Origin of the sequence: Yinghuangia sp. ASG 101 (genome assembly GCF_021165735.1) — a bacterium.
In the GTDB taxonomy this organism is placed as follows: domain Bacteria; phylum Actinomycetota; class Actinomycetes; order Streptomycetales; family Streptomycetaceae; genus Yinghuangia.
In genome coordinates, this window is the sequence record NZ_CP088911.1 from 3,194,365 (window position 1) to 3,219,130 (window position 24,766).

Below are 24,766 nucleotides of genomic sequence, written 5' to 3' on the forward strand. Positions count from 1 at the left end.
CGGGATGCGGGAATTCTCCGCGGAATCCCCGCGGAACGCGCTCAGGCCGACTTCTTGTCGGGGTCCAAGTCGTGCAGGTGGCCCATGAGTTCCTGGAAACCCTGCCATCCGGCGTCGGCGAGCGGGTAGTACAGGCCCCGGTCGGCCCGGGTGCCCAGCGGCGTCGGGCGTACGGCGAGCGGCGGGTGCGCGGCGGCGTCGCGGCCGATGGAGCGCACCCCCTCCGCGCCGAGCACGAACGCGACGGGTGCCGGGGCGGGTTCCAGGTGGGCCGGGATGGTGAGGTCCGCCCGTGCGCGGCGGCGCTGCACGAGCATCGAGACCAGGTTGTGGTCGGTGACCAGTTCCGCGGCCAGCGCGCGCAGCGTGCCGAGCGGCGGTTCGGCGCCGGCCGGGTAGCCGACCGCGAACGTGACGTCCTCCTCGACGCCCCCGCCGGTCAGCGCGATCCGTACGGCGGCGAGCACGGCGGCGGCGTCGCCGAGGGTGGCGGGATCGCGGACGCCCGACGCGACGGCCCACAGCGGGTCCGGTACGCGCTGCCGGGCGAGCGCGGTCAGGTCCTCGCGCGACCATGTCGCCCCGGCGGGCTCGGCCGAGCCCCAGCCCGCGGGCTCGGCACCGTCGAGCACGTGCCGCCACGCCGCCTCCAGGCCGCCGCCGACCACCAGGTCGTGGGCGGCCGGGAGGCGGGTGGTGAAGGTGACGAGGAGTTGCTGCTCGCCGATGTCCTCCGCGCGGGCGGTGGCCTCGGCCCAGACCTGGGACATCTTCTGCGTCGAGGTGAACTCGCCTTCCTTCCAGACGAGTTCGGCTCCGGTGAGACCGTCGTGGTAGCCGCCTCTGCCGTCCTTGACCACCCAGCGGTTGGGGTATCCGGCCAGCGCGACGCGGGTCGGGAACGACAGGCGGGCGGTGCGCGGCGTGACGATCTGGAGGCCGCGCTCGCTCACCGTCGTCGCGCGCAGGGCGTCGGACAGCCACGCGGTCATCGCCACGATCGGGCGGTCCTGGATGACCACCGCCACCTTGTCGGTGAGCACGTCGACCGAGGGCTGCTCCGCGGCGTGCGCGACGGCGGTGGCGAGGCCGGTCACGGGTGCCGAACCGCCGTCCGGGGCCGTGGCGGACGCGGGCCACACCGTCCCGCCGAGCAGCGCCGCGAGCCGCGTGGCGATCGTGCTCGCCAGCGCCTCGGCGTGCCGCGCCGCGGTGGCCGCCCGCACCTCCGTCCACCACACCGGCCCGGCCACGTCCACGCCGAGCAGGCGGGTGACCTCGCCGGGGGTGTGCACCAGGAACGGCGCCTCGACGTACGCGAGCGGGCGGCCCTCGTCGTCGGTGAGCCTGATGACCGCGCCTTCGCCGGCCACGGTCACACGGGTGTCGGGGCCGCCGGACATCAGCCCGGCGACCAGGCTCCAGGGGTCGGGCATGCGGTCGGTGAGCGCGATCAGGTCGGTGGTCATCCGGGTCGCAATCTGCTCGGTGGGGGCGGGCGGGTGCGCGGGGCGGGACGGGGGCGGGGCCGGTTCGGGCCGGGTCGGGTCGGGAGTGCGAGCGTCGCGGGCGTTCGGGGTGCTGGCGCGGCCGGGACGTCGGCCGTCGGCGGGCGGCGTCGGCCCGGGGGCCGTCGGTCCCGGAATCCGATCCGGGGGAAACGGATTCCGGGGATCGTGATCTCCGGCCCGCTCCGGGTGACGGACGGTCCGCCCGGGCGGGCCTCAGCCGTGGTCGGGGGTGGGGGGCGCCTCCGGTTCGGGGTCGTCGTTCTCGGGGGCGAGAGCGGTCTGGATCAGGCGGTTGCCGCCGGTGCGTTCGATGTAGGTGCCGCGCCCGGGCGGGCGCTTGGCCGCGTACACGCCCGGGAAGAGCTGGCCTTCCGAGCGGTGTCCGGTCATCACGAGGGCCGCGGTGCCGCTCTCGCGGAGCGTGGTCATGAACGGCTCGTACAGGCCCCGCGAGGCGCCCGCGACGCGTCGGCTGACGACGAAGTGCAGGCCGATGTCGGCCGAGGAGGGGATGTACGGGACGAACGCGCTCAGCGGCTGCTGCCCCGCGGTCGTGAGCACGTCGTAGTCGTCGACCAGGACGACGATGCGCGGACCGGGCGGGGCCGCGGTGCCGGCCGCGAGGTCCTCCGGCTCGGGGACGTCGTCCGGCATCCGCTTCTCCAGCTCGCTCGCGACCGCCGTGGCCAGCGCGGCGGCGAGCCGGCCGTTGTGCGCGTACCCGCCCCGGTAGGCCTCCGGCACCAGGCCGAGCAGGCCGCGCCGCGGATCCATGACCGCGAACACCAGCTCCTCGTCGGTGTAGCGGTCCATCAGGCCGCGCGCGATCACCTTGAGCAGATTGGTCTTGCCGCACTCGCTGTCGCCGAAGACGACGAGGTGCTGGTCGCGGTGGAACAGGTCGAGCAGCACGGGCCGCAGGGCGGTCTGGTCGAGCCCGATCGGCACGCGCGTCGGCTCGGCGGTGTGCGACGGCAGTTTCCCGGCGGAGAACTTGGCGGGCAGCACGCGCACGGGCGGCGCGGTGGGCCCGGACCACGCCGAACGCACCGCGCGTACGGCGCTCTCCACGGCACTGCCCAGGTTCTCCGCGGACGCCTCGCCGTCGATGCGCGGCAGCGCCACCTGGGCGAACAGCTTGGCCTCGGTCAGTGCCCGGCCGTACTCCTCGGCGGCGATGGTCTGCGCGAGGCGGCGGTCGATGCCGCTGTCCGTCGGGTCGTTGAGCCGCAGTTCGACGCGTGTGCCGAACGTGGACTGCGCGGCGATGCGCACGTCGTTCCAGCGCAGCATGCCCGCGACGATGTGCACGCCGTAGCCGCCGCCGCGCTTGAGCAGGTCCGCGACGCCGTCGTCGAGCGCGTCGAAGTCGTCGCGCAGCGCGCCGAATCCGTCGATCACCAACACGATGTCGGCGGGCCCGAGTTCGGCGAGGCGGCCCTGCGCGCGAAGGCGCCGCAGGTGGTCCACGGAGTCGATGCCGTGGTCGCGGAAGGCGTCCTGACGGGCCGTCAGCATGCCGCGGATCTCCTCGACGACGCGCGCCGCGCGCTCGCGGTCGGAGCGCCCGGCCACGCCCCCGACGTGCGGCAGCCCGGCGAGCGCCTGGAGGCCGCCGCCCATCAGGTCGAGCCCGTAGACGGCGACTTCCTCGGGTGTGTGGCTCAGCGCGAGGGACAGCACGAGGGTGCGCAGCAGCGTCGTCTTGCCGGTCTGCGGGCCGCCGATGACGGCGACGTGGCCGCCCGCCCGGGTCAGGTCCAGCATCCACTGGCCCTGCCACTGGCGGGCGGGGTCGTCGAGCAACCCCAGCGGTACGCGCATGACCCCGGCGTCGCCGGCCGACGCTCCCGCGACCGCGGAGCGCCGGGTGAACCGCATGCCGCGCCTGCCCGCGGTCAACCCGCCCGCGCAGGCGTCCAGGGTCAGGGCGTCGGGCAGCGGCGGCAGCCAGATCTTGGGCACCGGCGGTGCGGCGTCGCGGAGTTGGTCGACGACGGTGGTGAGCTGGGTGGGTCCGACGGTTCGGCGCGGGGGCGCGGCGGGTTCGGCGGCGTCCGGCGCCTTCTCGTCGTCGGCGCGCCCGAGGGTGTTGAACGCGGGGTACGGCAGCACCGACGGCCCGTCGTCCTCGGGGCCGTCGAACCGGGTGGGGCCCTGGTAGGGGCCGGACACGTAGCTCGCCTTGAAGCGCTCGTACACGCTGGTGTCGACCTTGAGGTAGCCGAAGCCGGGGATCGGCGGGAGGTGGAACGCGTCGGTGGTGTCGAGGACCGTGCGGGACTCCTCCGGCGAGAAGGTGCGCAGGCCGAGCCGGTAGGACAAGTAGGTGTCGAGGCCTTTGAGTTTGCCGCCTTCGATGCGCTGGCTGGACAGCAGCAGGTGGATGCCGATGGACCGGCCGATACGGCCGATGGACAGGAAGAGGTCGATGAAGTCCGGTTTGGCGGTGAGAAGTTCGCCGAACTCGTCGATGACGACGAACAGGTGGGGCAGCGGCGCGAGTTCGGGCCGTTCGGCGCGAGTGGCGGCGTAGGTCGAGATGTCGGCGATGTTGCCGGCGTCCTTGAGCACCTGTTGGCGCCGCTTGACCTCGCCGGCGAGGCTCGCGTGCACGCGCTCGACCAGGCCGACCTTGTTCTCCAGGTTGGTGATGACGCCCGCGACGTGCGGCAGCGACGCGAAGGGCGCGAAGGTGGCGCCGCCCTTGTAGTCGACGAGGACCATCGCCAGGTCCTCGGGCGGGTGGGTGGCCACCAGCGCGAGGACGAGGGTGCGCAGGAGTTCGCTTTTGCCCGAGCCGGTCGCGCCGACGCACAGGCCGTGTGGCCCCATGCCCAGTTCGGCGGCCTCCTTGAGGTCCAGGAGCACCGGCTCGTGGTCGTCGCCGAGGCCGACCGGCACGCGCAGGAACGACTGGGTGCCGCGCCGGGACGCCCACAGCCGGGGCAGGTCGAGCGCGGCGGGGTCGTCGATCGCGAGTTGGCCGCCGAAGTCGACCGGTCCGGACAGCGGTGTGCCGGCGGTCGCGGTGGATTCCGGGGAGAGCCGCAGGGGGGCGAGCATGCGGGCGAGGCCGTCCGCGCCGGCCGCGGTGACCTCCTCCAGCGTGCCGTGCACGGTCGCCGGTTCGGCGCCGCGCAGGTCCTCGACGGTGAGGGTCCGGCCGGTCACGGTGATGCGGACCGCGACATGGTCGGGCTCGTGCGTGCGGTCGGCGAGCAAGTGCAGCACGGTGACGCCCATGTCGCGCAGCGGGACGGCCGTGTCCGGGCGCAGGACCTCGCGGGCGGGCTCGCCGTGGCAGTCGTCGACGACGAGCAGCCGCTTGATGTAGGCCAGGGCCTCGCGGCGGGCCAGGCCGCGGCGCAACTCGGCGGCGAACGCGGCCCGTTGGCGTAGTTCGGAGGCGAGGCCGCGGCCGAGGTCGGCGAGGTCGGGGGCGATCCGGCGGGCGTTGACCGGGCCGTCCCACGCCTCGGTGTCGAGGACGTGCGGGAGCCATTTGAGCCACGTCCAGTCGGCCATCCGCCGGTCGGGGGCGGCCAGGGCGAGGGCGACGTCGTCGGGGGCGTGGGTGACGGCGGCCTGGGTGACGAGGGTGCGGACGACGCGGACGACGTCGTCGCGTTCGCCGATGACGCTCACGTCGCCGACCCGGTCGAGCGGCACGGTCACCGGCATGTCGGGGGCGGTCGCGAAGCGTTCCCGCAGCCCGGCGGCCTCGTTGAGCATGAAGCGGTCCGGCGGGGTCAGCACCGTCCCGCCGTGCTCGTCGAGTGCGAGGACGCGGACGGTGACCGCGCCGGTGGCGACGCGCACGTGCAGGAAGTCGGCGTCGTGGCGGCGGCGTTCCCACAGCCGGGCGGGGTCGGTGACCAGGCCGTACAACGCCTCGGGCAGGGGGTGCAGTTCGCGGGCGGCGGCGCGCCGGCCCCGGTCCTCGCCGGCGAGTTCGTCGCGCAGTTCCTCCAGGTATTCGAGGTAGCGCTCGCGCTGCACGCGCCGGGTGCGCCCGGCCTTGCCGCGCTGCGAGAAGACGAGGACGACGCCGCCGAGCAGGGCGATGACGAGGACGACCGCGCCGAGGGCGGCGAACTTGCTGTTGCGGACGATGGTCATCATCACGACCGAGCCCATGACGCCGACCATCGGGAGAAGCGACGTGATCGGCGAACCGGCCTTGCCCTCGGGGAGGTTCGGCGGCGATTCGACGCGGCGCTCGGCGGGGGCGGGCAGCGGCCGGGTGGTCCGTGCCGGGCGGTGGATCAGACGGGTGCTCATGCGGGCACCTCGCCGCGCCCGGCACCGGATGCGCGCGACGGGCGGCCGTGTGGGGTGCGCGCGCTCATGCGGACGCCTCGCTTCGTTCGACGGCGTCGCCGCGGCCGTGCGCGACGGCGCGGTCCATCGTCGCGGCGGCGAGGCGGGCGGCGGCGTCGCGGGTGGCGCGGGCCAGGCGGGCGGTCCGGATGGGCCCACCGGCGGCGAGCGACCGGTCGTACGGCACGGGGATCACCGTCGCGCCGCGAACCTCCAGGTGGCGTGCGGCCTTTCCGATGTCGACGGCCATGTCGGGCGAGGTGTGCACGAGGGCGACGACGGTGGTGGGCAGCATCGCCGGGTCGAGTGTGTCCAGCCAGTCGAGGATCAGGCGGGTGCCGGCGACGCCCTCGACGGTCGCGGGGGCGGTGAGCACCCGCGCCTGCGTGGCCGACAGCGCGTACCGCGCCACATCGGTGGGCAGGGTCTCGCAGTCGACGACGGTCACCCCGAAGTGGCGGCGCAGCGAGGCCATCGCCATGTAGTACGCCTTCGGGTCGAGCCGGTTGCGGGTGACGGTGCCGCGGCTGCCGGGCAGGAGCCAGCCGCCCGGGAACGGGACCAGGTATCCGGTGACGCTCGCGAGCGGCGTCGACGCGTCGATGACGTCGGCGATCTCGGTGCAGGACCAGCGGACCTCGCGGGCGCCGAGGCGGACGGGCAGGGTGCCGAGGACGCCGTCGGCCTCGACGGCGAGGACCGGGTCGGCGCGGTAGTGGGCGAAGGTCAGGGCGAGGAGCGCGGCGACGGTGGACTTGCCGGCGCCGCCGCGGATGCTGCCGACCGCGATCTGGCGTCCGGTGGTGACGGGTTGCTGGATCGCGCGGGCGGTCTCGGCCCGCGAGGCGCCGTCCTGCGCGGCGGACGCGCCCAGTGCGCGCACGGCCCGCAGGACGCGTCGGAGCGGGGGGTCGCCGCGGCGTACCCGGCCCAGCGCGTCGTCCAGGTCGGGGGCGCCGACCGGAACGGAGTCCGGTGCGGTGTCGGGGCGGTGGGCCGTGCGGCGCCCGCTGTCGCGTCGCGCGGCGGGGCGTTCGGCACCGAACTGGGCCGGTACGGCCGCCTCGGGCCCGGGCTCGGGCTCGGGCCCCGCCTCGGGCGCCGCGGGATCCGGCACACCGCCGAGGTCCGCGAACACGTCCCGCTGCCAACTCCCCTGCGTGGACATCGCCTCTCCTGTCCTGACGAAAGCCTTGGTGCCGTGGCCGGATCGGCCGGTCGCCCCTGGGCCGGGGGCACGCGCACGGCGGGAACCGGCGCCTCCCGATCCTCAGAACGTCTCCAGCAGACGCCCGTAGACGCCGAACGCGCCGATGCAGACGGGGATCAGCGCCACCACCCCCAGCGTCTCGACGACGTTGGCGAACCGTCGCAGCCGGACGCGCACGTGGTCGGGCGGGCGCACGACGAACACCGTGAGCGGGAGCAGCGCGAGGACGCACAGGGCGGCCAGCGGCCCGCCCGCCGACCGGTCCGGGCGGTCGGCCCAGACGACGAACAGGCGTACGGCGAGCACCGCCCCGGCCGCGAGGAGCGCCGCGACCTCGACGGCGAGCGGGAACGCGCGCGCCCGCGACATCACGACGACCGCGAGGAGCGCCGCGACCGCGACGGTCCACGCGGTGACCTCGCGCAGCGCGAACCACCCGCCCACGGCGACGCATCCGGCCGACGCCACGGTGGCCAGCGCGAGCCCCCGGTGGGTCGCGGCGAGCGCGGTGTCGACCTGGTGCCGGCCGACCGCGGCGCCGCCCGACCGCTGGTCGTCGAGCCGGGTCAGGCCGGCCGCCATCACGGCGTAGCGCGGCAGGAGGCCCAGGGTGAGGACCGCGACGGCGCCCATGACCGCGCCGACGCGGTACCCCTCGTCGATCACCGCCGCGCCGGCCTCCCAGCCGCCGACGAGCACCGCGAACACGCCCGCGCCGACGAACCCGCCCCGCCCGAGCGGTGTGCAGACCGCGGCCAGGGCGAGGACGAGGACGACCGCGAGGCCGATCGCGGCGAGGCGCACGCGATGGGACTCGTCGGCCGCCGACCACGCGCCCATGCCCCCGACGACGCCGCCCAACAGGATCAGGACGCCGCCCAGTTCGCGGTTGCGCAGCAGCGACGCGAGCGCGCCGAGGGCCGCGGCGCCGAGCCCGACGCCGACCAGCCAGCCGGCGACCTTGTCGGCGCCGTACCACCCCCGGGCCAGCGACGCGGCGATGACGCTCAGCGCGATCGCGGCGGTGCCGGCCGCGGCGTTGCGGATGCGGTCGTCCCAGCGCCAGCGCCGGGTGTCGATGTCCTCGGCCACCTCGTCGGTGACGTCGTGCACGACCGGCGCGGCCGGTGTCTCGCGGCGGTGGACGAGGCGCAGCACGGTGCCGTCGGCGATCGCGGCGGAGGCGAGGGTGTCGTCGGGGGCCAGCACCGCTCCGGTGCCGGTGACGAACCTGCGGACGCCCGGGGTGGTGCCGGGCGGCTCCTCCAGCATGCGCAGTATGTCGGGCAGCAGGTGGCCCACGGGCTCCTCGGACGGGAGCAGTAGGTCGATGCGCCGGCGCTCCCCGACCACGGTCACCCGACTCAACGCGGCATGGGACCGGGTGGTGCTGGTCATTGGGCGTTCACTCCCAGGGCAGGGGCTGGTGGCGCGGTCGCGGGCGCCTGGGTCGGTGCGAGGTCGGTGCCGGGCGCGAACGACGGCGGGAGCGCGGTGGCGGGCACCCACGCGTCCGACCCCGCGGGCGTCGGCGCGACCGCGCCCGGGGGCGCGGGGACCAGCGGCGAAGTGGGCTGCGGCGTGGGCGGCTTGTCGTCCTTCTTCGACCGCTGCTCGGCGACGAACGACCAGCCTACGCAGCCGGCGCACAGCACGGTGGCCAGGGCGATGCCGCCGAACACCCTTCCGAGTCCTTCCTCCAGGCTGCGTCGGATGCGCTGGGAGCCGAACAGCAGCGCGTCGCGCAGCCGTCGGCGACGCACCGCCACCGATTCGAGAAGTTGACTGTCGTAGTCCCGGGCCACACCGTCCCCCTTCCCCGTTCCTCCGAACTCCCGCACGAATCAACGGGAAACGAGGGGTTTCCCTTGGTGCCGGTGGGCCAGGATGCGCTGAACTGGATACGTGAACTGGATAAAGCGTATCGGGAGCATGAACACGGCGTGACCGATCGGCAAGGCGATCAGCCGCAACCGGCACGCACCACAACGTGAGGAGGCCCGGACGGACATGAAGTTCGACATGGGGAACCAAGCCCTGTCCACGCTGGTCAAACAGTCCCAGGGAGCGAGCACCGATCTGGGCACGCTGATCCGGCAGTTGCTCGTGGCCGCGGAGCCGCTGGAAGGGAAGTTCAACGGCTCGGGCAAGGCCGCGTACGACTCGTTCAAGGCCCGGTCGGACGAGATCACGTCCGCGCTGAACGGCTCGCTCAGCGCGATCCTGGGCGGTCAGTCGGGCATGGACCAGGCGTTCTCCGGCGGCGAGCAGGAGTCCGCCGACAACGCGACGCAGGCCATGAGTTCGGCGAATTTCGACGGCGCCCGCTTCGGCGCGCGCTGATCCGACGGAGGTCAGGGACATGGGAGCGAACAGCGACCGGCGCAGCTACGACATCGGCGCCTCGGGTGACGCGCAGACCAATCTGCAGACCGTCATCACGCAGCTGGAGCAGGTCATTTCGGACCGCGACAGCCAGGTGAAGACGGCCATGGCCGACTTCCAGGCGGACGGTGTGTCCGACCAGTACCACGGCGTCGAGCAGCGCTGGAACAGCGCGGCGGGCGAAGTGCGGTCGATCATCGGCCTGTTGAAGACGACGCTGGAGACGAACGACGGGACCGCCCAGACGACGCTGAGCCGCGCGAAGGCCGCGGTCGACGGCATCGGCTGAACAACGGCGGCGGGCACGACGACGAGCAGCGAGCGGGGGTCCGAGGGATGTCGGGCTGGGACATCGATCCGGTGGGCGTGCGAGGCGTCCTGGAGAAAACCGTCGAGGCCGCGGAGGGCATCGAGACCTGGGGCACGGACTACTCCGGCCACCTGGAGAGCTCCGCGAAGTCGGCGGGCACGCTCTACATGATGGAGGGCGACAAGCCCGAGGCCGGCCTGGTGGGCGCCGCGCTGGCCGAGTTCGCGGAGAAGACGCAGACCGACATCGCGTACGTCGCCGCACGGGCGACCGCGTCGATCCAGGGCGCGTCCGACGCGACGGTGGCGTACGTGAACGGCGACATCGAGATGGCCGAGGAGGCGCAGGACAAGGCGCTCAAGGAGCCCGAGGTCAAGCTGCCCGGGTCGGGCGAGGGGGACTAGGCGATGGGTGACGGACCGGAGAGGGTGGACCCGTCCGGGATTCCGGAGTTCACCGGTGACCTGGGGCAACTGGCCACCGATCACGCCGCGTTGACGACCGACGCGGGATCGTTCCGGACGACCGGGTCGACGATCCACGAGCGTTTCGGCAAGCTCGAATCGTGCTACAAGGCACCCGAGGCCGACCAGCTCTTCGCCACGACGTCGACGGTGGAGACCCGCGCGGACGGCTTCGCCGACCAGCTCGAAAAGGTCGGCACGGCGCTGTCCGACTACGCCGACGAGATCACCCCGATCGTCTCCCGGCTGAACTCGCTGCGCTCCGACGCGCACGATTTCGTCGCCGAGATCAAGGACGACGACGAGTGGCAGTACGACGGCGACAAGGTCGAGCGCAACAACCAGCTCATCAAGGACATCTCCACGACCGTCGGCGAGTTCTGGGCCGCCGAGCGCACCGCCGCCAACAAGATCACCGCGCTCGTCGGCGGCACGCAGTGGAAGGTCGACGACGGCTCCGGCGGCGAGAACATGTACGGCATGTCCGTCGACGACATGGCGAAGGCCGGCGAGACCCCCTGGGGCAAGGCCGTCGAGGAGAAGCACCACTGGTACGAGATCGGCCACCACCTCAAGAGCTTCGTGTGGGACGGCATCATCGTCGACGGGATCTGGGGCACGATCACCGGTCTCGGCACCCTCCTCAACCCGTGGAGCGACAACTTCGGCGCGGCCTGGAAGGGCCTCGGCCAACTCGCCACGGGCCTGGCCCTGTTGGCGTGTCCGCTGGCGTTCCCGCTGGTCCTGGCGACCAAGGACCACCTGCCGGGCCCGATCAAGAACTGGGTCAACGACAGCCTCGACACCACGCTCGCAGTGGGCAAGTCGCTGATCGCGTGGGACGAATGGAGCAAGGACCCCGCGAAGGCCGCCGGTTTGGTGACGTTCAACGTCCTCACCACCGTCGCGACCCTCGGCACCGGGACGGCCGTCAAGGGCACCGCCACGGGGGCGAGCGCGGCCACGAAGGCCGCGACCATCGCCGCGCGGGTCGGCACCATCATCGACCCGATGACGTACGTCGCGAAGGGCCTGGGCGCGGGCCTCAACGGGCTGACCAAGATCAGCACGGTCACCGGCAAACTGATCGACCTCACCGCGCTGAAGGCCATCGAACTCCCCGACGGCACCTTCCGGTTGCCCGACAACATCGAACTCCCGCCGGCCGGCAAGCCGTTGCCCGAACTTCCGCCGGGGACCAACGCCGTCGAGCTGCCGGACAACTCGGTGCGCCTGCCCGACGGCAGCACACTGCTCCCCGACGGCACGCTCAAGCCGCCGGACGGGATCAACCAGACCCCGGACACGATCCCCGTCGAACTGTCGGCGGCGGACCGGGCGTTGCTCGACGGCACGCCGCCCGACCTGGTGGAGGTCGGCGCCAACCAGGTACCCACCGGGGTCACCGCCCACGTCGGCGACGGATTGCCGGGCGGTGCGACGCCGGGCGACCTGCCCGGCGGGGTGGTGCCCGACGTGCCGGGCGGGGCCGTACCGAACGTTCCCGGCGGGACCGTCCCGCATGTGCCGGGCGGCGGACCGCCGCTGGGGCCGACGGCGGAGTTCGCTCCACCGGGAGGCAGCGGGCTGCCCGAGACACCCGGCGGCCCGCACCCGCCCACGGGTACCGGCCCGCTCGGCGACGGCCCGGTGCCGACCGGGACCAACCTGGTCGACAACGGTCTGCCGACCACGCCCGGCCACGACCTGCCGACCGGCCCGGGAAACGACCTGCCGACGGGCCTCGGAGACGACCTCCCCGCGGGATGGGGCGACGACCTGCCGGCCGGCCTCGGAGACGACCTCCCCACCGGGCTGGGCGACGACCTCCCCACCGGTCTCGGGGACGACCTGCCGGCGACCCCCGACCACGACCTGCCCACGACACCCGACGACTACCGGCCGGGCACCGACCCCAACGGCCCGGAACCGCCCAAGCCCGACGAACACTCGACGCCCGAGCAGCAGAAGACGTGGGACGAGTACTGGGTCAACCGTGCCAACACGGAAGGCCGTTGGCCGTCGGACTACTACAAGGCCAACGGGCACCGCTTCGCGGCCGACAGCGGAGTGCCGAAGATCCACTGGGACTTCGACACCCACAAGTGGGTGCCGACGTCCAAGCTGCCGACCCCGCTGCCGCCGAAGTACCTGCCGGACGCCATCCCGCCGGGCACCCGGCAGGCTCTCGACGGCCAGCCGCAGCTCTCGACGCTGGATGATCTCGCGGCGAAACGCCACCAGGCGATCGAGTGGGACTCGAACGCCGCGAAGGACCTCACCGACACGAAGAGCGCCTACGACGCGAACCCCACCCCCGAGAACCTCCACAACTTCGAGATGGCGGAGGCGATCTACAAGACCCGGCACACCGAAATGTCGCGGTTCTCCGAGGACTTCGGCGAGGCGGCGGCCGAGCAGGTGATCCCCGACCACTACAAGGGCGCCACGCAGCAGCCGCTCGGCGGCCCCCCGAACGGCAACCACCAGTTCGACCAGGTCTGGAAGACTCCCGAGGGCAAGTACGTCGTCATCGAGGCGAAGAGCTCGACCGGCACCTCGCTGGGCGCCCGGACCACACTGGACGGCGCTCGCGTCTCGCAGGGCACCCGGGCCTACTTCGACGACATCATCGCCAGGATGGAGCTTCGGGGCGAGACAGACCTCGCCGGGAAGCTGAAGGCCGCCCTGGACGCCAAGCAGCTCGACTACATCGTCGTCAAGGGCAAACCCGACGGCGCTACGTATGGTGGCTACACCATGCGCAAGTTCAACATCGGGTGACGGGAGAACGCCGTGGTTGTCGAAGTGCCCCGGCACAGCAATCCGAGTATCGCCGACGAGGGCTACGCCAAGGCCCTCGAAGCGACACTCGCGGACAACATCATGTTCATGGAGCGGTCACCGACCTCGGGGGCCCGCGCGCTGAACACGGCGCTGACCGCGCTTCAGGCCCGCCTCGCGATCAACCCGAGCGGCTCCCTGCTGGAGTCGTGGGAAGGGGTGGTCACCGCGATGCAGATCTCGTCGGCGCTGTTCGCGTCGGCGACCGCGCCCGAGGGCGAGACGGTCACCTGCCGGATCGCCCACGAGACGCGGACCATCCCGGCGGCCGGCCCGTCCCACGACGCGGACGGCGGGAACTGGCTCAAGGCGTTCTGGCTCGCGATCGTGTGCCGCGATCAGGAGCGCATGACGCTGCTCGCGGAGGTCCCGCTCGACGTGGTGCGCGGCGCCGAGGTGCAATACGACGAGTACGTCTACCACTGGATCGACACGTTGCAGGCGTACTGGCTCGAACGCCCCGGGCTGGCCGAGAAGCTGACGGCGACGATCGAGGCGTCGTACCCGAACGTCGCCCGCAACACCGACCGGGAACTGCTGGAGAAGATCCTCTACCAGCCGATCAACATGTTCCACAAGTTCGTGCGGAGGGACCACGCGGGCTTCAACCAGGCCCTGCTGGAGGCGCTGCGGGCACACCGGCAGTTCTGGTCGGCCGACGAGGAACTCGCGGACACCGTCGCGGGGATGCTCGCCCTCGGCCCGCTCGCGATCACGTGCCTGGCGTACGACGCGGGCTTCCCCATCGACGTCGAGTCGGACTACCTGCCGAAGCACTTCCTCCGGCGGTCGTGGCTCGGCGAGTTCGAGACCTGATCCCGGCCGTGTGTCAGGTGCGCGCCGCCGTCTCGGCGGCGCGTACCGCCTCGCGGTGGCGCAGGGCCGCCGCGCGCAGCGCGGTCTCGGCGTCGACGTCGTGGCGTCCGGCGAGTTCGGTGACGGCCAGCAGGAGGGCGCCGACGGTGTCGGCGTCGACGCGTTCGGGCTCGGCGATCACGGCGGGCACCGGCACGTCGAGCCCCGCGCGGCGCGTGCGGGACAGCACCTTGCCGGCCAGCGACAGCGCGGGCTGGCCGAGCGGGATGCCGTCGACGACCGATTCGCGTTCGGTCTTCTCGGCGGCCTTCAGCTCCTCCCAGTTGCGCTCCACGTGCTCGGCGGTCTCGGCCACGACGTCGCCGAACACGTGCGGGTGGCGGTGCATCAGCTTGGCGACGATGCCGCCCGCGACGTCGTCGATCGTGAACGGGTCGTCGGCGTCCTCCTCCGCGACGCGGGCGTGGAAGACCACCTGGAGCAGCACGTCGCCGAGCTCCTCGCGCAGGTGCGCGCGGTCGCCGGAGTCGATCGCGTCGACGAGTTCGTACGCCTCTTCGACCAGGTAGCGGACCAGCGACGCGTGCGACTGCCGGGCGTCCCACGGGCACCCGCCCGGCGACCGCAGCCGGTCCATGACCGCGACGAGGTCGAGCACGCGCGCGCCCGGGAGGTCCCACGAACCGGGCACGACCTCGATCGCGGGGAGATCACCCGGGGCACCGGCACCGGCCGCGGCCTGCGCGAGCGCCGCGCCCAACTCGGGGTCGCCGTCGGAACCGGCCAGCCACAGGACCGGGGCGGTACGCGCGTCCGCCATCAGGCGCCGGGCGAGTGCCGGCGCCGGGCCGGCCGCGACGACGGTGACGTCGACGCCCGCCTCGCGCACGTACGGCAGTTGCGGGTGATCGGCCTCGCCGGTCAGCACCCGGCCGCCGGCGGCCGAGGTCGCGCGCAGCACCTGCCACGCGGGCCAGCTCAGCAGGCCGGGGGCGACCCGGTGGGTGCCGGTCAGGAGGATCAGTCGGGGCGGGCCTTGGGGGGGCTCGTGGGTCTCGTGGGTCTCGTCGCTCACGGGATCACGGTAAGGGCCCCGCGTGCGCTCAGGCGATCCGGTTCGGGGTGAGCCATCCGTACGTCGTGGGGACGAGGCCGTCGGCCGGGTTCCACTGCCCGTACCGGGGGTTCACGGTGATGTCCATGCTTTCCGCGGTGGACCGGAAGACCTCGACGACCTTCTGCTGGCCAGCCTCGGTGCGGGGGTCCTGGCCGTTGGCGATGATGATCTTGTCGATCAGCACGCTGCGGCGCACGAAGTGGTCGACCTGCGACGCCGGGACGCCCTGCCGGGCGAGCAGCGTCTCGATCGTCGCGCCCGGGTTCGTACCGGCCCAGTCGCGCTTGGCGTCCGCGATCTCGGTGGCGGTGACCACGATGCCGGCCCGGCGCGCGGCCTCGTCGAGGACCTTGTCGGTGAGGACCGACGTCAGCTCCTCCTGGCTCGCCTCGACACCCGGCACCGGCTCCGCCCCGACACTCTGGCGCGCGTCCGCGGCCTGCTCGACGAGGGAGTTGAGGGTGGAGATCTCGACGCGGTCGCCGTTCACCACGGCGGCGGCGCCGGTCTTGGTGTCCGAACAGCCGGTGAGGACGAAGCCCGCGAGAACGGCGGCGAGGGCGACTACGGGGGCGGAACGCGACGTGCGACTCACACGAACTCCCTTAGGTTCGATGGCGCTGGTACGGCGGCATTGCGTTTGACCCTTGACCAACGATCAAAGATACGACCGGGCACGCCGCCGCGCCTGAGACTTTCCCAAGTTCACGGCAGGCCACCGATCACTTTCCAACATTTCAAGCCACCAACCAACAAAAACCGTTCACCCGCCACGTCCACACGAGCCGGATGCGGTGGAGGGGACCCCGCGCGCGGAGCCGCGGTGACGACGCCTGCGCGCGGGGTGCCGGCGGGGTCGCCTGCGCGCGGGGTCGCGATGGGGCACCGACGCGCCGAAGTCGCGGTGGGGGCGTCATTGCGCGCAGCCGCGGCGGCAGCGTCTCCATGCGGTGCGGAGGGGGGACGCCTGCGCGCGGAGCCGCGGTGACCGGCGTCCGCGCGCGGGATGCCGGCGGGGTCGCCTGCGCGCGGGGTCGCGATCGGGCACCAGCGCGCCTGAGCCGCAGCAGGGGGCGTCTCCACGCGGTGCGGAGGCGGGGACGCCTGCGCGCGGAGTTGCGGTGACGGCGTCTGGCGCGGGGTGCCGACGGGGCGCCTGCGCGCGGGGTCGCGATCGGGCACCAGCGCGCCTGAGCCGCGGCGAGGGCGTCTCCATGTGGTGCGGAGGTGGGGACACGCCTGGGTGTGGGGTTGCCGTGACCGGCGTCCGCGCGTGGGTGCGCGGCGGGGGCGTCGCCGTGTGCGGGGTGCAGCGGGGACGCCTGGGTGTGGACTTGGGGTGAGGGCGTCTGGGCGTGGGGGTGGTGGGGGTCAGCCGCCGCTGTTTTGGGTGGCTTGTTTGTCGCGGATGGCTCTGCGGAGGGCGCTCGGGAGTGGTTCCAGGGGGAGGGCCAGTCCGGTGGCCCGGGCCTTGGTCTCGCGTCGTTCGCGCCAGGACAGGACCGTGCGCATGCCGCCCACGTGCGCGAACACCGCGCTTGCCGCGCACTCGCGGGGCACGCGCGACGGCGCGAGCGTCCCCCGCAGCGCGTCGCGGACACCCGCCATGGCCTCGGTCCGCAGCCGGGGTTGGCGCAGTTCGATGCCGTGTGCCGGGAACACCAGCAGAATCCGCTTCGGGGTGAGCCGCAGCACGCGGCGCTGTGCGAGGCCCTCGCGGACCGTGCCGACCGCGCGGTGCTCGGCCTTGCGCACCCAGTGCCGCCACGGCCGACGGCGGCCGGACTCGCCGATCCGGGCGTACACCGCCGCCTCCAGCGGGTCGTCCGGGACGGCCCCCCGGGCGCCGGCCGGGGCCGCGGTGCCGTCGTCGTCGGTCAGGAACCCGCCGTCAAGCAGACCCTGCAGCGCGGCGGCGTTCAGCACAAGCCCGAGCTTGTCGCGGCCGGCGGCGCGGGTGTGGGCAGGATCGTAGGCCAGCAGGAACATGCGTTGTGCGAGGGAGAGTTCGTTCAACTCGATCATCGTCCGCCTCCGCTTCCCCCGGGGCCGGCCGGTCGTGCGACCGGTCGTACGGTCGATCGTGGTTCCGGTCGCGCGCTCGGTCGCCGGGCCGGTCGTGCGCTTGCTCGTGCCGGCGGCCGGGTGGGAGGTCGCGCGGTCTGTCCGGCGGCCGGTCGTCCGCCGCCCCGCCCGTCCACCACGTGTCGTGGTCAGGCCGTCTCGGCGTCGAGACCGCCATCGTCGCCAGGGCCGCGAGCACCGCGGCCACCCCCGCCACCAGCGTCTCCAGCGACATCGCCGCCTCCGCTTCGCTCGCCGTCCGCGCCGCCGTGCCCGGCCGCGCGTTCCCCGTCGTGCCCCCCGTGGTCGTCCTCGGCGGCCGGGCCGTCGTCGACGGCGCCGCCCGGGCCCGGGTCGCCGTCGTCCTTGCGCGGGCGCCCGCGGCGTACCGGGCGACCGGCGTCCCGCGGCATGCGGCCCGCCTCGGCCAGCGCCCGGCGCAGCAGGAACTCGACCTGCGAGTTGGTGCTGCGCAGTTCGTCGGCCGCCCAGCGGGCCACCGCGTCGTGCACCGCGGGGTCCAGCCGGAGCAGGATCTTCTTGCGCTCGGTCATACGCGCCCGGTCATTGGTAGAGGGACCCCGAGTTCACCACCGGCTGGGTGGCCTGCTCGCTGCACAGCACCACGAGCAGGTTGCTCACCATCGCCGCGCGGCGCTCGTCGTCCAGCTCGACCAGGTGCTGCTCCTCCAACCGGTGCAGCGCCAGCTCGACCATGCCCACCGCGCCCTCGACGATCCGGGTGCGGGCCGCGACGACGGCCCCGGCCTGCTGGCGGCGCAGCATCGCCTGGGCGATCTCGGGGGCGTACGCGAGGCGCGTGATCCGCGACTCGATGACCCGGACGCCGGCCGACTCGACGCGGGCGCCGATCTCGGCGGAGAGCTTCGCGGTGATCTCGTCGGCGTTGTCGCGGAGCGAGAGGCCGTCGGTGTTGTGGTTGTCGTACGGGTAGCTGTTGGCGATGTGCCGCACGGCCGTCTCGGACTGGATCGCGACGAACTCCTCGAAGTCGTCGACCTCGAACATCGCCTGCGCGGTGTCCTGCACCTGCCACACCACGACGGCGGCGATCTCGATCGGGTTGCCGTCGAAGTCGTTGACCTTGGCGGTCTGGGTCTCCAGGTTGCGGATCCGGGTGGACACTCTGGTGCGGCCGGTCAACGGGTTGAAGAAGCGCAGCCCCTGGTGGCGCACGGTGCCCTGGTAGTGCCCGAAGAGCTGGATGACGCGCGCCTGGCCCGGGGCGATCGTGGTGAGCCCGCCCAGGCCGAACAGCGCGCCGAGGATGATCACGATGCCCAGGACGATCAGCGCCACCTGGGCTCCGCCGCCCACCGCCGCGGCGACGAAGAACAGGACGACGGCCCCGACGAGCAGCAGCAGGCCGACGATCAGGGCCGGGACGCCGCCGACGCCGTGCACGACGCGCTCGCGGACCTGCGGGTCGGGCATGTCGACGAGGCCGCGCTTCTCGTCGCCGGTCTCGCCGCCGGTCGTGTCGCCACCTGGGTTCCGGGCGTCGGCCATGGCTCCTCCAAGGTTCGTGCTGACAGCACCAGGTTAGCAAAGTGATATCACTTTTTCGCGAGGGAGATCCCTCGGTCTCTCGCGGGCGGTGGACAACCGCGAAAAGGCCCCGGCGGCCGGCCGAAGCCGGGCACCGGGGCCGTCCCTCGCGCGCCGCGCGCCGGGCGCCGCTACCGCGACGCCGCGATCGGCTCCAGCAACACCGCGTCCACCAGGTCCCGCGCCCAGCCCAGCAGCGCGGTGTCGCGCAGCGGCTGCCCGCCGATGCGCGCGGTCATCGGCTTGGGCACCAGGATCTGGTGCACGGCCCCCTTCACCAGCGTCTTCGGGTACAGCCGCTGCAGCCGCAGCTGCTGCGACTCCCGCAGGTCCACGGGCCCGAACCGGACGAAGTTGCCCTGCAACGTCACATCGGTCAGCCCCGCCCGGCGCACATGCGCCCGGAACCTCGCGACCTCCAGCAGGTTCTCCACCGGAACCGGCAACGGCCCGTACCGGTCGGTCAGTTCGGCACGCACCGCCGCGATGTCGTCCTCGCACGTGATCGCCGCGATGCGCTTGTACGCCTCCAGGCGCAGCCGCTCCCCCGGCACGTAGTCGTGCGGGATGTGGGCGTCGACCGGCAGTTCGACCTTCACCTCGGGCACCTCTTCGGCCTGGTCGCCCTTGTACTCCGCGACGGCCTCGCCGACCAGCCGCACGTACAGGTCGAACCCGACGCCCTGGATGTGCCCGGACTGCTCACCGCCCAGCAGATTGCCGGCGCCGCGGATCTCCAGGTCCTTCATCGCGACGAACATGCCCGCGCCCATCTCGGTGTGCTGCGCGATCGTCGCCAGCCGTTCGTGCGCGGTCTCGGTCAGCGGCTTCTCCGGCGGATACAGGAAGTACGCGTACGCCCGCTCGCGCCCCCGGCCCACCCGGCCGCGCAACTGGTGCAGCTGCGACAGCCCGAAGTTGTCGGCGCGCTCGACGATCAGGGTGTTGGCGTTCGAGATGTCGATGCCCGACTCCACGATGGTCGTGCAGACCAGGACGTCGAACTCCTTCTCCCAGAAGTCGACCACGACGCGTTCGAGGGCGTTCTCGTTCATCTGCCCGTGCGCGGTCGCGACGCGCGCCTCCGGCACCAGCTCGCGGATCTTCGCCGCCGCCTTGTCGATCGACTCGACGCGGTTGTGGATGTAGAACACCTGGCCCTCGCGCAGCAGTTCGCGGCGCACCGCGGCGGCGATCTGCTTGTCGTCGTACGCCCCGACGAACGTCAGCACCGGGTGCCGCTCCTCCGGCGGCGTGGTGATCGTCGACATCTCGCGGATGCCGGTGACCGCCATCTCCAGCGTGCGCGGGATCGGCGTCGCCGACATCGTCAGCACGTCGACGTTCGCGCGCAGCTTCTTCAGCTGCTCCTTGTGCTCGACGCCGAAGCGCTGCTCCTCGTCGACGATCACCAGGCCGAGGTCCTTGAACCGGGTGTCCTGCGAGAACAGCCGGTGGGTGCCGATGACCAGGTCGACGCTGCCCTCCGCGAGGCCTTCGAGGGTCGCCTTGGCCTCGCCGTCGGTCTGGAAGCGCGACAGCGCGCGCACGTTGACCGGGAACTGCGCGTAGCGCTCGGCGAACGTCGAGAAGTGCTGCTGCACCAGCAGCGTCGTGGGCACGAGCACCGCGACCTGCTTGCCGTCCTGCACCGCCTTGAACGCCGCGCGCACCGCGATCTCGGTCTTGCCGTAGCCGACGTCGCCGCAGATCAGCCGGTCCATCGGGACCGACTTCTCCATGTCGGCCTTCACCTCTTCGATGGACGAGAGCTGGTCGGGCGTCTCGGCGTACGGGAACGCGTCCTCCAGCTCGCGCTGCCACGGCGTGTCCGTCCCGAACGCGTGTCCGGGCGCGGCCATGCGCGCCGAGTACAGCTGGATCAGCTCGCCGGCGATCTGCTTGACCGCCTTCTTCGCCTTCGACTTGGTCTTCTGCCAGTCCGCGCCGCCGAGCCGGTGCAGCGACGGCGCCTCGCCGCCGACGTACTTGGTCACCTGTTCGAGCTGGTCGGTCGGGACGAACAGCCGGTCGCCCGGCTGGCCGCGCTTGGCCGGGGCGTACTCGACGACCAGGTACTCGCGCTGCGCCCCGCCGACCGTGCGCTGCACCATCTCGATGTAGCGGCCGACGCCGTGCTGCTCGTGCACCACATAATCGCCGGTCTTGAGCTGGAGCGGGTCGACGACGTTGCGGCGGCGGCTGGGCAGGCGCCGCATGTCCTTCGTCGAGCTGCGCTGCCCCGACACGTCGGTCTCGGTGAGCACGAGCAGCTTGAGGCTGTCGGAGACGAAGCCGTTCTCGATCCGCCCGGTCGCGACGTGCACCAGCCCCGGGCCGGGGGCGGCGGGCAGGTCGGCGTCCAGGCGCGCGGCGACGCCCTCGCCGGACAGCAGCTCGACATAGCGCTGCGCGGGGCCGTGGCCCTCCGTGACGAAGACGATGCGCCAGTCGTCGGCCAGGCGGCCCTTGACGTCGGCCAGCACGCGCGCCGAGTCCCCGCGGTACGACTCCACCGCCTGCACGCCGGCGACCACGGTGTCCGCCTCAAGGCGCGCGTCCAGCTCGGTGTCGGCGCTGAACGGGCTGGTCGTCCACCACGGCACCCCGATCTCCCGGGCGTGCTCGCGGATCTCCGCGATACCGCGCAGCGACGCCGCGCCGACGTCGATCGGGCTCTCGCCGCCGCCGGCCGCCGCGGCCCACGACGCGTCCAGGAACTCCCGGCTGGTCGCCACGAGGTCGGCGGCGCGCGTCCGTACGCGCTCGGGGTCGCACACCAGGATGTGGCTGCCGGCCGGGAGCACGTCGAGCAGCAGCTCCATGTCGTCGACCAGGGCGGGCGCGAGCGACTCCATGCCCTCGACCGCGACGCCCTCGCTGATCCTGCCGAGCATGTCGGCGAGGCTGGGGTGGTCGGCCAGCAGCTCGGCGGCCCGCTCGCGCACCTCGGGGGTCAGCAGCAGCTCGCGGCACGGCGGCGCCCACAGGCCGTCCTCGGCCACCTCCAGCGAGCGCTGGTCGGCGACCTTGAAGTAGCGGATCTCCTCGACCTGGTCGCCCCAGAACTCGATGCGGAGCGGGTGCTCCTCGGTGGGCGGGAACACGTCCAGGATGCCGCCGCGCACCGCGAACTCGCCGCGCTTCTCCACGAGGTCGACCCGGGAGTACGCGGCGGCGGCGAGCCGTTCGACGGCGTCGTCCAGCTCGGCTTCCGCACCCGCCACGAGGCTCACCGGCACGAGGTCGCCGAGCCCCTTGACCTGCGGTTGCAGCACGCTGCGCACCGGCGCGACCACGACCTTGACCGGGCCGCCGACGGTGTCGGGCGCACCGGGGTGCGCGAGCCGGCGCAGCACCGCGAGCCGGCGCCCGACGGTGTCGGAGCGCGGCGACAGCCGCTCGTGCGGCAGCGTCTCCCACGCCGGGAACTCCACCACCGACTCGGGCGGCAGCAGCGAGCCCAGCGCGCTGACCAGGTCCTCGCTCTCGCGCCCGGTGGCGGTCACGGCGAGCACGGGACGCCCGGCGCGGGCCGCGATGGCGGCGACCAGGAACGGCCGCAGCGCCGGCGGACCGACCAGGTCCAAGTGGGGCCGCCCCCCGCTCTCCGCGGCGCGGGTGGCCTCGGTGAACGCGGGATCGGCGACGACGGCATCGAGAAGACCGGTAAGGCTCATGAGTTGCGCGAATCCTCCGGACGGGCGGCGCGCGGCCAACGCGGAACGCCCCGGCCTGGGAAGGACCGGGGTCCCCTCCAGCGTACGCGCCACCCTCCGGCACCGCCGTTCGACCCCGCGAGGGGCGGACGGGGGTTTCCCCGGGTTCGTTCGGCCGTGGGTCTTGGCATCGGTGGGCGCAGGGGATGCAATGAGATCCGCAAAATCTGACGGTGCGTCGGATTGTGTGGGCGCCGAGGCGCGGCGTGCCGGCGTACGGGGACCACTGGGGCGAGGGAGACGACGCGGAAGATGAGTGGCGAGGCGCAGAAGCTCTTCATAGGCGGCGCGTGGGTCGAGCCGGGGCGGGGGCACTACGAGGTCGTCAACCCCGCGACGGAGGAGGTCGTGGGGTTGGCGCCCGAGGCGTCGGTCGCCCAGGCGTACGCCGCCGCCGAGGCCGCGGCGGAGGCGTTCGACGCGTGGTCGCGGACGCCGCCCGAGCGGCGGTCGGCGATCCTCGGCAAGGCCGCCGACCTGCTGTTCGCGGGCGGCGACCTGCCCGCGCTGGCCGCCGCGGAGTCGGGCGCGACACCGCGGACCGCGATGATGATGCACGTCGGTACGGCGTACTCGCGCTTCAAGCGGTACGCGAAGGGCGCGCTGGAGCCCACCGAGTTCCCCGTCAGCCCGCAGGTCACCCCGGCGACGCCGCTGAGCAGGCCCGGGGTGTTCTCCGCGCTGGAGGTACGGCAGCCGGTGGGCGTGGTCGCGTGCATCACGTCGTACAACAACCCGCTCGCGAACACCGCCGGCAAGGTCGCGCCCGCGCTGGCGATGGGCAACACCTGCGTCGTGAAGCCGGCGCCGCAGGACCCGCTGGCCGTCTACCGCATGGCCGCGGCGCTCGAGGAGGCCGGCCTGCCGCCCGGGGTGCTCAATGTGGTGACCGGCTCGTCGTCCGATGTCGGGGAGGCGGTCGTCGACGCGCGTCAGGTCGACATGATCAGCTTCACCGGGTCGACGGCGGTGGGCCGCCGGATCGCCGAGGCCGCCGGGCGCGCCATGAAGCGCCAGCTCATGGAGCTGGGCGGCAAGGGCGCGTGCGTGGTCTTCGACGACGCCGACATCCCCGCCGCGGTGGCCGGCATCGCCACCGTGTGGACGTTCTACGCGGGCCAGATCTGCACCGCCCCGACGCGCGTGATCGTGCAGCGCGGTGTCTACCGGGAGCTGGTGGAGGGCCTGGAACAGTACGCGAAGACGCTCACGGTCGGCGACCCGGCGCACGACGGCGTGGATGTCGGGCCGGTGATCTCGGCCGTGCAGCGCGGGCGGGTCGAAGACCTCGTGGCGACCGGCCGGGCGGAGGGTGCGCGCCTGGTCGTCGGCGGCGAACGCCCCGACACCGGAAAGGGGTTCTTCGTCGCGCCGACCCTGTTCGCGGACGCCGCGAACGACATGGCGATCGCCCGCGAGGAGTTCTTCGGGCCGGTCGTCACGGTGATCCCGTTCGACGACGACGAGCAGGGCGTCGCGCTCGCCAACGCCTCCGACTACGGCCTCAACAGCTACGTGTTCACCGGCGACGCCGAACGGGCCTTCCGCGTCGCCCGGCGCATCCGCTCCGGCGGCGTCGCCGTCAACACGGTCGGCCGCAACATGGAGGCGCCGTTCGGCGGCTTCAGGAAATCGGGCGTGGGGCGCGACTGCGGGTCGTACGCGCTGCACGCCTACAGCGAGGTGCAGGCTCTGGTCTGGCAGTCCTGACGTTCCGTCAACTCACGCTCGCCACCAGGGGATCGCGCCCGACCGCCCGTCGCCCGAGGGGCTTCGCGGACGCACCGGGAGCCCTCGGCGCGGCGGCCGGAAAGCGCCCGGCGCGGCTCGGTGTTGCCGACGAAGCCCGGCAAACACCCGCGCGGGCACAGCCGTTCGCATAGCCTGGCGGAAGCCGTCGGGGTGGGCGGCCGGGGTTCGCGCGGGGGGCGGGGGCGGTGGGGCGGGCTGTGTGGGGGTTGCTGGTCACGCAGTTCGACGCGGTGACACGGGCGCGGCGGTGGGAGCTGTTCCGGGAGGCGTTCCCGGACATCGACGCGCTGCGGGTCGTCGACCTGGGCGGTTCCGAGGAGTTCTGGCGGCACGCGCCGGTACGGCCGGCGCACGTCGTCGTCGTGTCCGCGTCCGGCACGCCGGGCACGGTACTGCCGTGGCTCGACGTGGCGACCGGTGACCCGGTCGCGCACACGGGCCGGTACGACGTCGCGGTCTGCGACCAACTCCCCTCTCACGCACCGGAGTCCGCGGCGACGGCGGTTCGCCGTTGCGCCGCGCGCTACTGGGTGCGTTCCGCGTCGCTCGGCCACGCGGAACTCCGGCGGCTGTTCCCGGACGCCGTGCTGCGGCGGGAACGCAGAGGCGCGGTCACGGTGTCGCGGATCGCGGCGAAACCCCGGTGACCGGGCGGCTGTCGGTGAGGGGGAGCCTTGGGGAG

Annotated in this window: 18 protein-coding genes; 7 read left to right on the forward strand and 11 right to left on the reverse strand. The window is 73.2% G+C overall.

Translation table 11 applies throughout. The features are described from left to right. Nucleotides 1-41 precede the first annotated feature (41 nt). From LO772_RS13340 to LO772_RS36300, 5 genes are all read right to left on the reverse strand, one after another. Nucleotides 42-1,469, reverse strand: a complete 1,428-nt coding sequence (locus LO772_RS13340) for a DUF6177 family protein (RefSeq protein ID WP_231778625.1) — start codon at nt 1,467-1,469, stop codon at nt 42-44. A 255-nt stretch (nt 1,470-1,724) separates the two neighbouring features. Continuing rightward, nucleotides 1,725-5,795, reverse strand: a complete 4,071-nt coding sequence (gene eccCa / locus LO772_RS13345; protein WP_231778626.1) for a type VII secretion protein EccCa — start codon at nt 5,793-5,795, stop codon at nt 1,725-1,727. 64 nt (nt 5,796-5,859) lie between these two features. After that, the gene (locus LO772_RS13350; protein ID WP_231778627.1) at nt 5,860-7,002 is read right to left on the reverse strand and encodes a hypothetical protein; all 1,143 of its coding nucleotides are present in this window, start codon (nt 7,000-7,002) and stop codon (nt 5,860-5,862) included. Nucleotides 7,003-7,104: 102 nt separating this feature from the next. After that, nucleotides 7,105-8,442, reverse strand: a complete 1,338-nt coding sequence (locus LO772_RS13355; protein WP_231778628.1) for an EsaB/YukD family protein — start codon at nt 8,440-8,442, stop codon at nt 7,105-7,107. After that, nucleotides 8,439-8,849, reverse strand: coding sequence for a hypothetical protein (locus LO772_RS36300; protein ID WP_443089407.1), 411 nt, complete (start codon nt 8,847-8,849; stop codon nt 8,439-8,441). Before LO772_RS36300 ends, LO772_RS13355 begins: the two co-directional genes overlap by 4 nt. Before the next feature lie 205 nt (nt 8,850-9,054). Between LO772_RS36300 and LO772_RS13365 the strand changes: the two genes are divergently transcribed. The 5 genes from LO772_RS13365 to LO772_RS13385 are packed head-to-tail and all read left to right on the forward strand — an operon-like array spanning nt 9,055 to nt 13,863. Continuing rightward, nucleotides 9,055-9,387, forward strand: a complete 333-nt coding sequence (locus tag LO772_RS13365; protein WP_231778629.1) for a hypothetical protein — start codon at nt 9,055-9,057, stop codon at nt 9,385-9,387. Nucleotides 9,388-9,406: 19 nt separating this feature from the next. Continuing rightward, nucleotides 9,407-9,718, forward strand: a complete 312-nt coding sequence (locus LO772_RS13370) for a pore-forming ESAT-6 family protein (RefSeq protein ID WP_231778630.1) — start codon at nt 9,407-9,409, stop codon at nt 9,716-9,718. Nucleotides 9,719-9,765: 47 nt separating this feature from the next. Further along, on the forward strand, nt 9,766-10,143 hold the full coding sequence (locus LO772_RS13375; protein WP_231778631.1) for a DUF6507 family protein: 378 nt from the start codon (nt 9,766-9,768) through the stop codon (nt 10,141-10,143). A gap of 3 nt (nt 10,144-10,146) precedes the next feature. Further along, nucleotides 10,147-12,987 (forward strand): hypothetical protein, encoded by a 2,841-nt coding sequence (locus LO772_RS13380; protein WP_231778632.1) that lies wholly within the window; start codon nt 10,147-10,149, stop codon nt 12,985-12,987. 12 nt (nt 12,988-12,999) lie between these two features. Then, nucleotides 13,000-13,863, forward strand: coding sequence for an immunity 49 family protein (locus LO772_RS13385; RefSeq protein ID WP_231778633.1), 864 nt, complete (start codon nt 13,000-13,002; stop codon nt 13,861-13,863). A 13-nt stretch (nt 13,864-13,876) separates the two neighbouring features. Here the strand turns inward: LO772_RS13385 and LO772_RS13390 are convergent, their stop codons facing one another. The 6 genes from LO772_RS13390 to mfd form a co-directional block, all read right to left on the reverse strand. Further along, nucleotides 13,877-14,938: a MazG family protein gene (locus LO772_RS13390; protein WP_231778634.1), complete on the reverse strand. Its 1,062-nt coding sequence runs from the start codon at nt 14,936-14,938 to the stop codon at nt 13,877-13,879. A 28-nt stretch (nt 14,939-14,966) separates the two neighbouring features. Further along, the gene (locus LO772_RS13395) at nt 14,967-15,575 is read right to left on the reverse strand and encodes a SurA N-terminal domain-containing protein (RefSeq protein WP_231778635.1); all 609 of its coding nucleotides are present in this window, start codon (nt 15,573-15,575) and stop codon (nt 14,967-14,969) included. Between the two features lie 776 nt (nt 15,576-16,351). Next, nucleotides 16,352-17,005 (reverse strand): GOLPH3/VPS74 family protein, encoded by a 654-nt coding sequence (locus tag LO772_RS13400; protein WP_231778636.1) that lies wholly within the window; start codon nt 17,003-17,005, stop codon nt 16,352-16,354. 188 nt (nt 17,006-17,193) lie between these two features. Continuing rightward, complete coding sequence (locus LO772_RS36305) at nt 17,194-17,598, reverse strand: hypothetical protein (protein ID WP_443089408.1); 405 nt, start codon at nt 17,596-17,598, stop codon at nt 17,194-17,196. Nucleotides 17,599-17,608: 10 nt separating this feature from the next. Beyond that, complete coding sequence (locus tag LO772_RS13410) at nt 17,609-18,574, reverse strand: SPFH domain-containing protein (RefSeq protein WP_443089409.1); 966 nt, start codon at nt 18,572-18,574, stop codon at nt 17,609-17,611. Between the two features lie 170 nt (nt 18,575-18,744). Next, on the reverse strand, nt 18,745-22,293 hold the full coding sequence (mfd, locus tag LO772_RS13415) for a transcription-repair coupling factor (RefSeq protein WP_231778637.1): 3,549 nt from the start codon (nt 22,291-22,293) through the stop codon (nt 18,745-18,747). Nucleotides 22,294-22,584: 291 nt separating this feature from the next. Between mfd and LO772_RS13420 the strand changes: the two genes are divergently transcribed. Both LO772_RS13420 and LO772_RS13425 read left to right on the forward strand, forming a co-directional pair. Beyond that, a complete protein-coding gene (locus LO772_RS13420) occupies nt 22,585-24,042 on the forward strand; it encodes an aldehyde dehydrogenase family protein (protein WP_231778638.1) in 1,458 nt (485 codons plus the stop codon). 227 nt (nt 24,043-24,269) lie between these two features. Further along, on the forward strand, nt 24,270-24,731 hold the full coding sequence (locus LO772_RS13425; RefSeq protein WP_231778639.1) for a hypothetical protein: 462 nt from the start codon (nt 24,270-24,272) through the stop codon (nt 24,729-24,731). Nucleotides 24,732-24,766 lie beyond the last annotated feature (35 nt).

What these genes read in the sequence shown, in the direction of transcription:
- LO772_RS13340 (WP_231778625.1), bottom strand. Translation starts at nt 1,469, where the DNA reads ATGACCACCGACCTGATCGCGCTCACCGACCGCATGCCCGACCCCTGG.
- eccCa (WP_231778626.1), bottom strand. Translation starts at nt 5,795, where the DNA reads ATGAGCACCCGTCTGATCCACCGCCCGGCACGGACCACCCGGCCGCTG.
- LO772_RS13350 (WP_231778627.1), bottom strand. Translation starts at nt 7,002, where the DNA reads ATGTCCACGCAGGGGAGTTGGCAGCGGGACGTGTTCGCGGACCTCGGC.
- LO772_RS13355 (WP_231778628.1), bottom strand. Translation starts at nt 8,442, where the DNA reads ATGACCAGCACCACCCGGTCCCATGCCGCGTTGAGTCGGGTGACCGTG.
- LO772_RS13365 (WP_231778629.1), top strand. Translation starts at nt 9,055, where the DNA reads ATGAAGTTCGACATGGGGAACCAAGCCCTGTCCACGCTGGTCAAACAG.
- LO772_RS13370 (WP_231778630.1), top strand. Translation starts at nt 9,407, where the DNA reads ATGGGAGCGAACAGCGACCGGCGCAGCTACGACATCGGCGCCTCGGGT.
- LO772_RS13375 (WP_231778631.1), top strand. Translation starts at nt 9,766, where the DNA reads ATGTCGGGCTGGGACATCGATCCGGTGGGCGTGCGAGGCGTCCTGGAG.
- LO772_RS13380 (WP_231778632.1), top strand. Translation starts at nt 10,147, where the DNA reads ATGGGTGACGGACCGGAGAGGGTGGACCCGTCCGGGATTCCGGAGTTC.
- LO772_RS13400 (WP_231778636.1), bottom strand. Translation starts at nt 17,005, where the DNA reads ATGATCGAGTTGAACGAACTCTCCCTCGCACAACGCATGTTCCTGCTG.
- LO772_RS36305 (WP_443089408.1), bottom strand. Translation starts at nt 17,598, where the DNA reads ATGACCGAGCGCAAGAAGATCCTGCTCCGGCTGGACCCCGCGGTGCAC.
- LO772_RS13410 (WP_443089409.1), bottom strand. Translation starts at nt 18,574, where the DNA reads ATGGCCGACGCCCGGAACCCAGGTGGCGACACGACCGGCGGCGAGACC.
- mfd (WP_231778637.1), bottom strand. Translation starts at nt 22,293, where the DNA reads ATGAGCCTTACCGGTCTTCTCGATGCCGTCGTCGCCGATCCCGCGTTC.
- LO772_RS13420 (WP_231778638.1), top strand. Translation starts at nt 22,585, where the DNA reads ATGAGTGGCGAGGCGCAGAAGCTCTTCATAGGCGGCGCGTGGGTCGAG.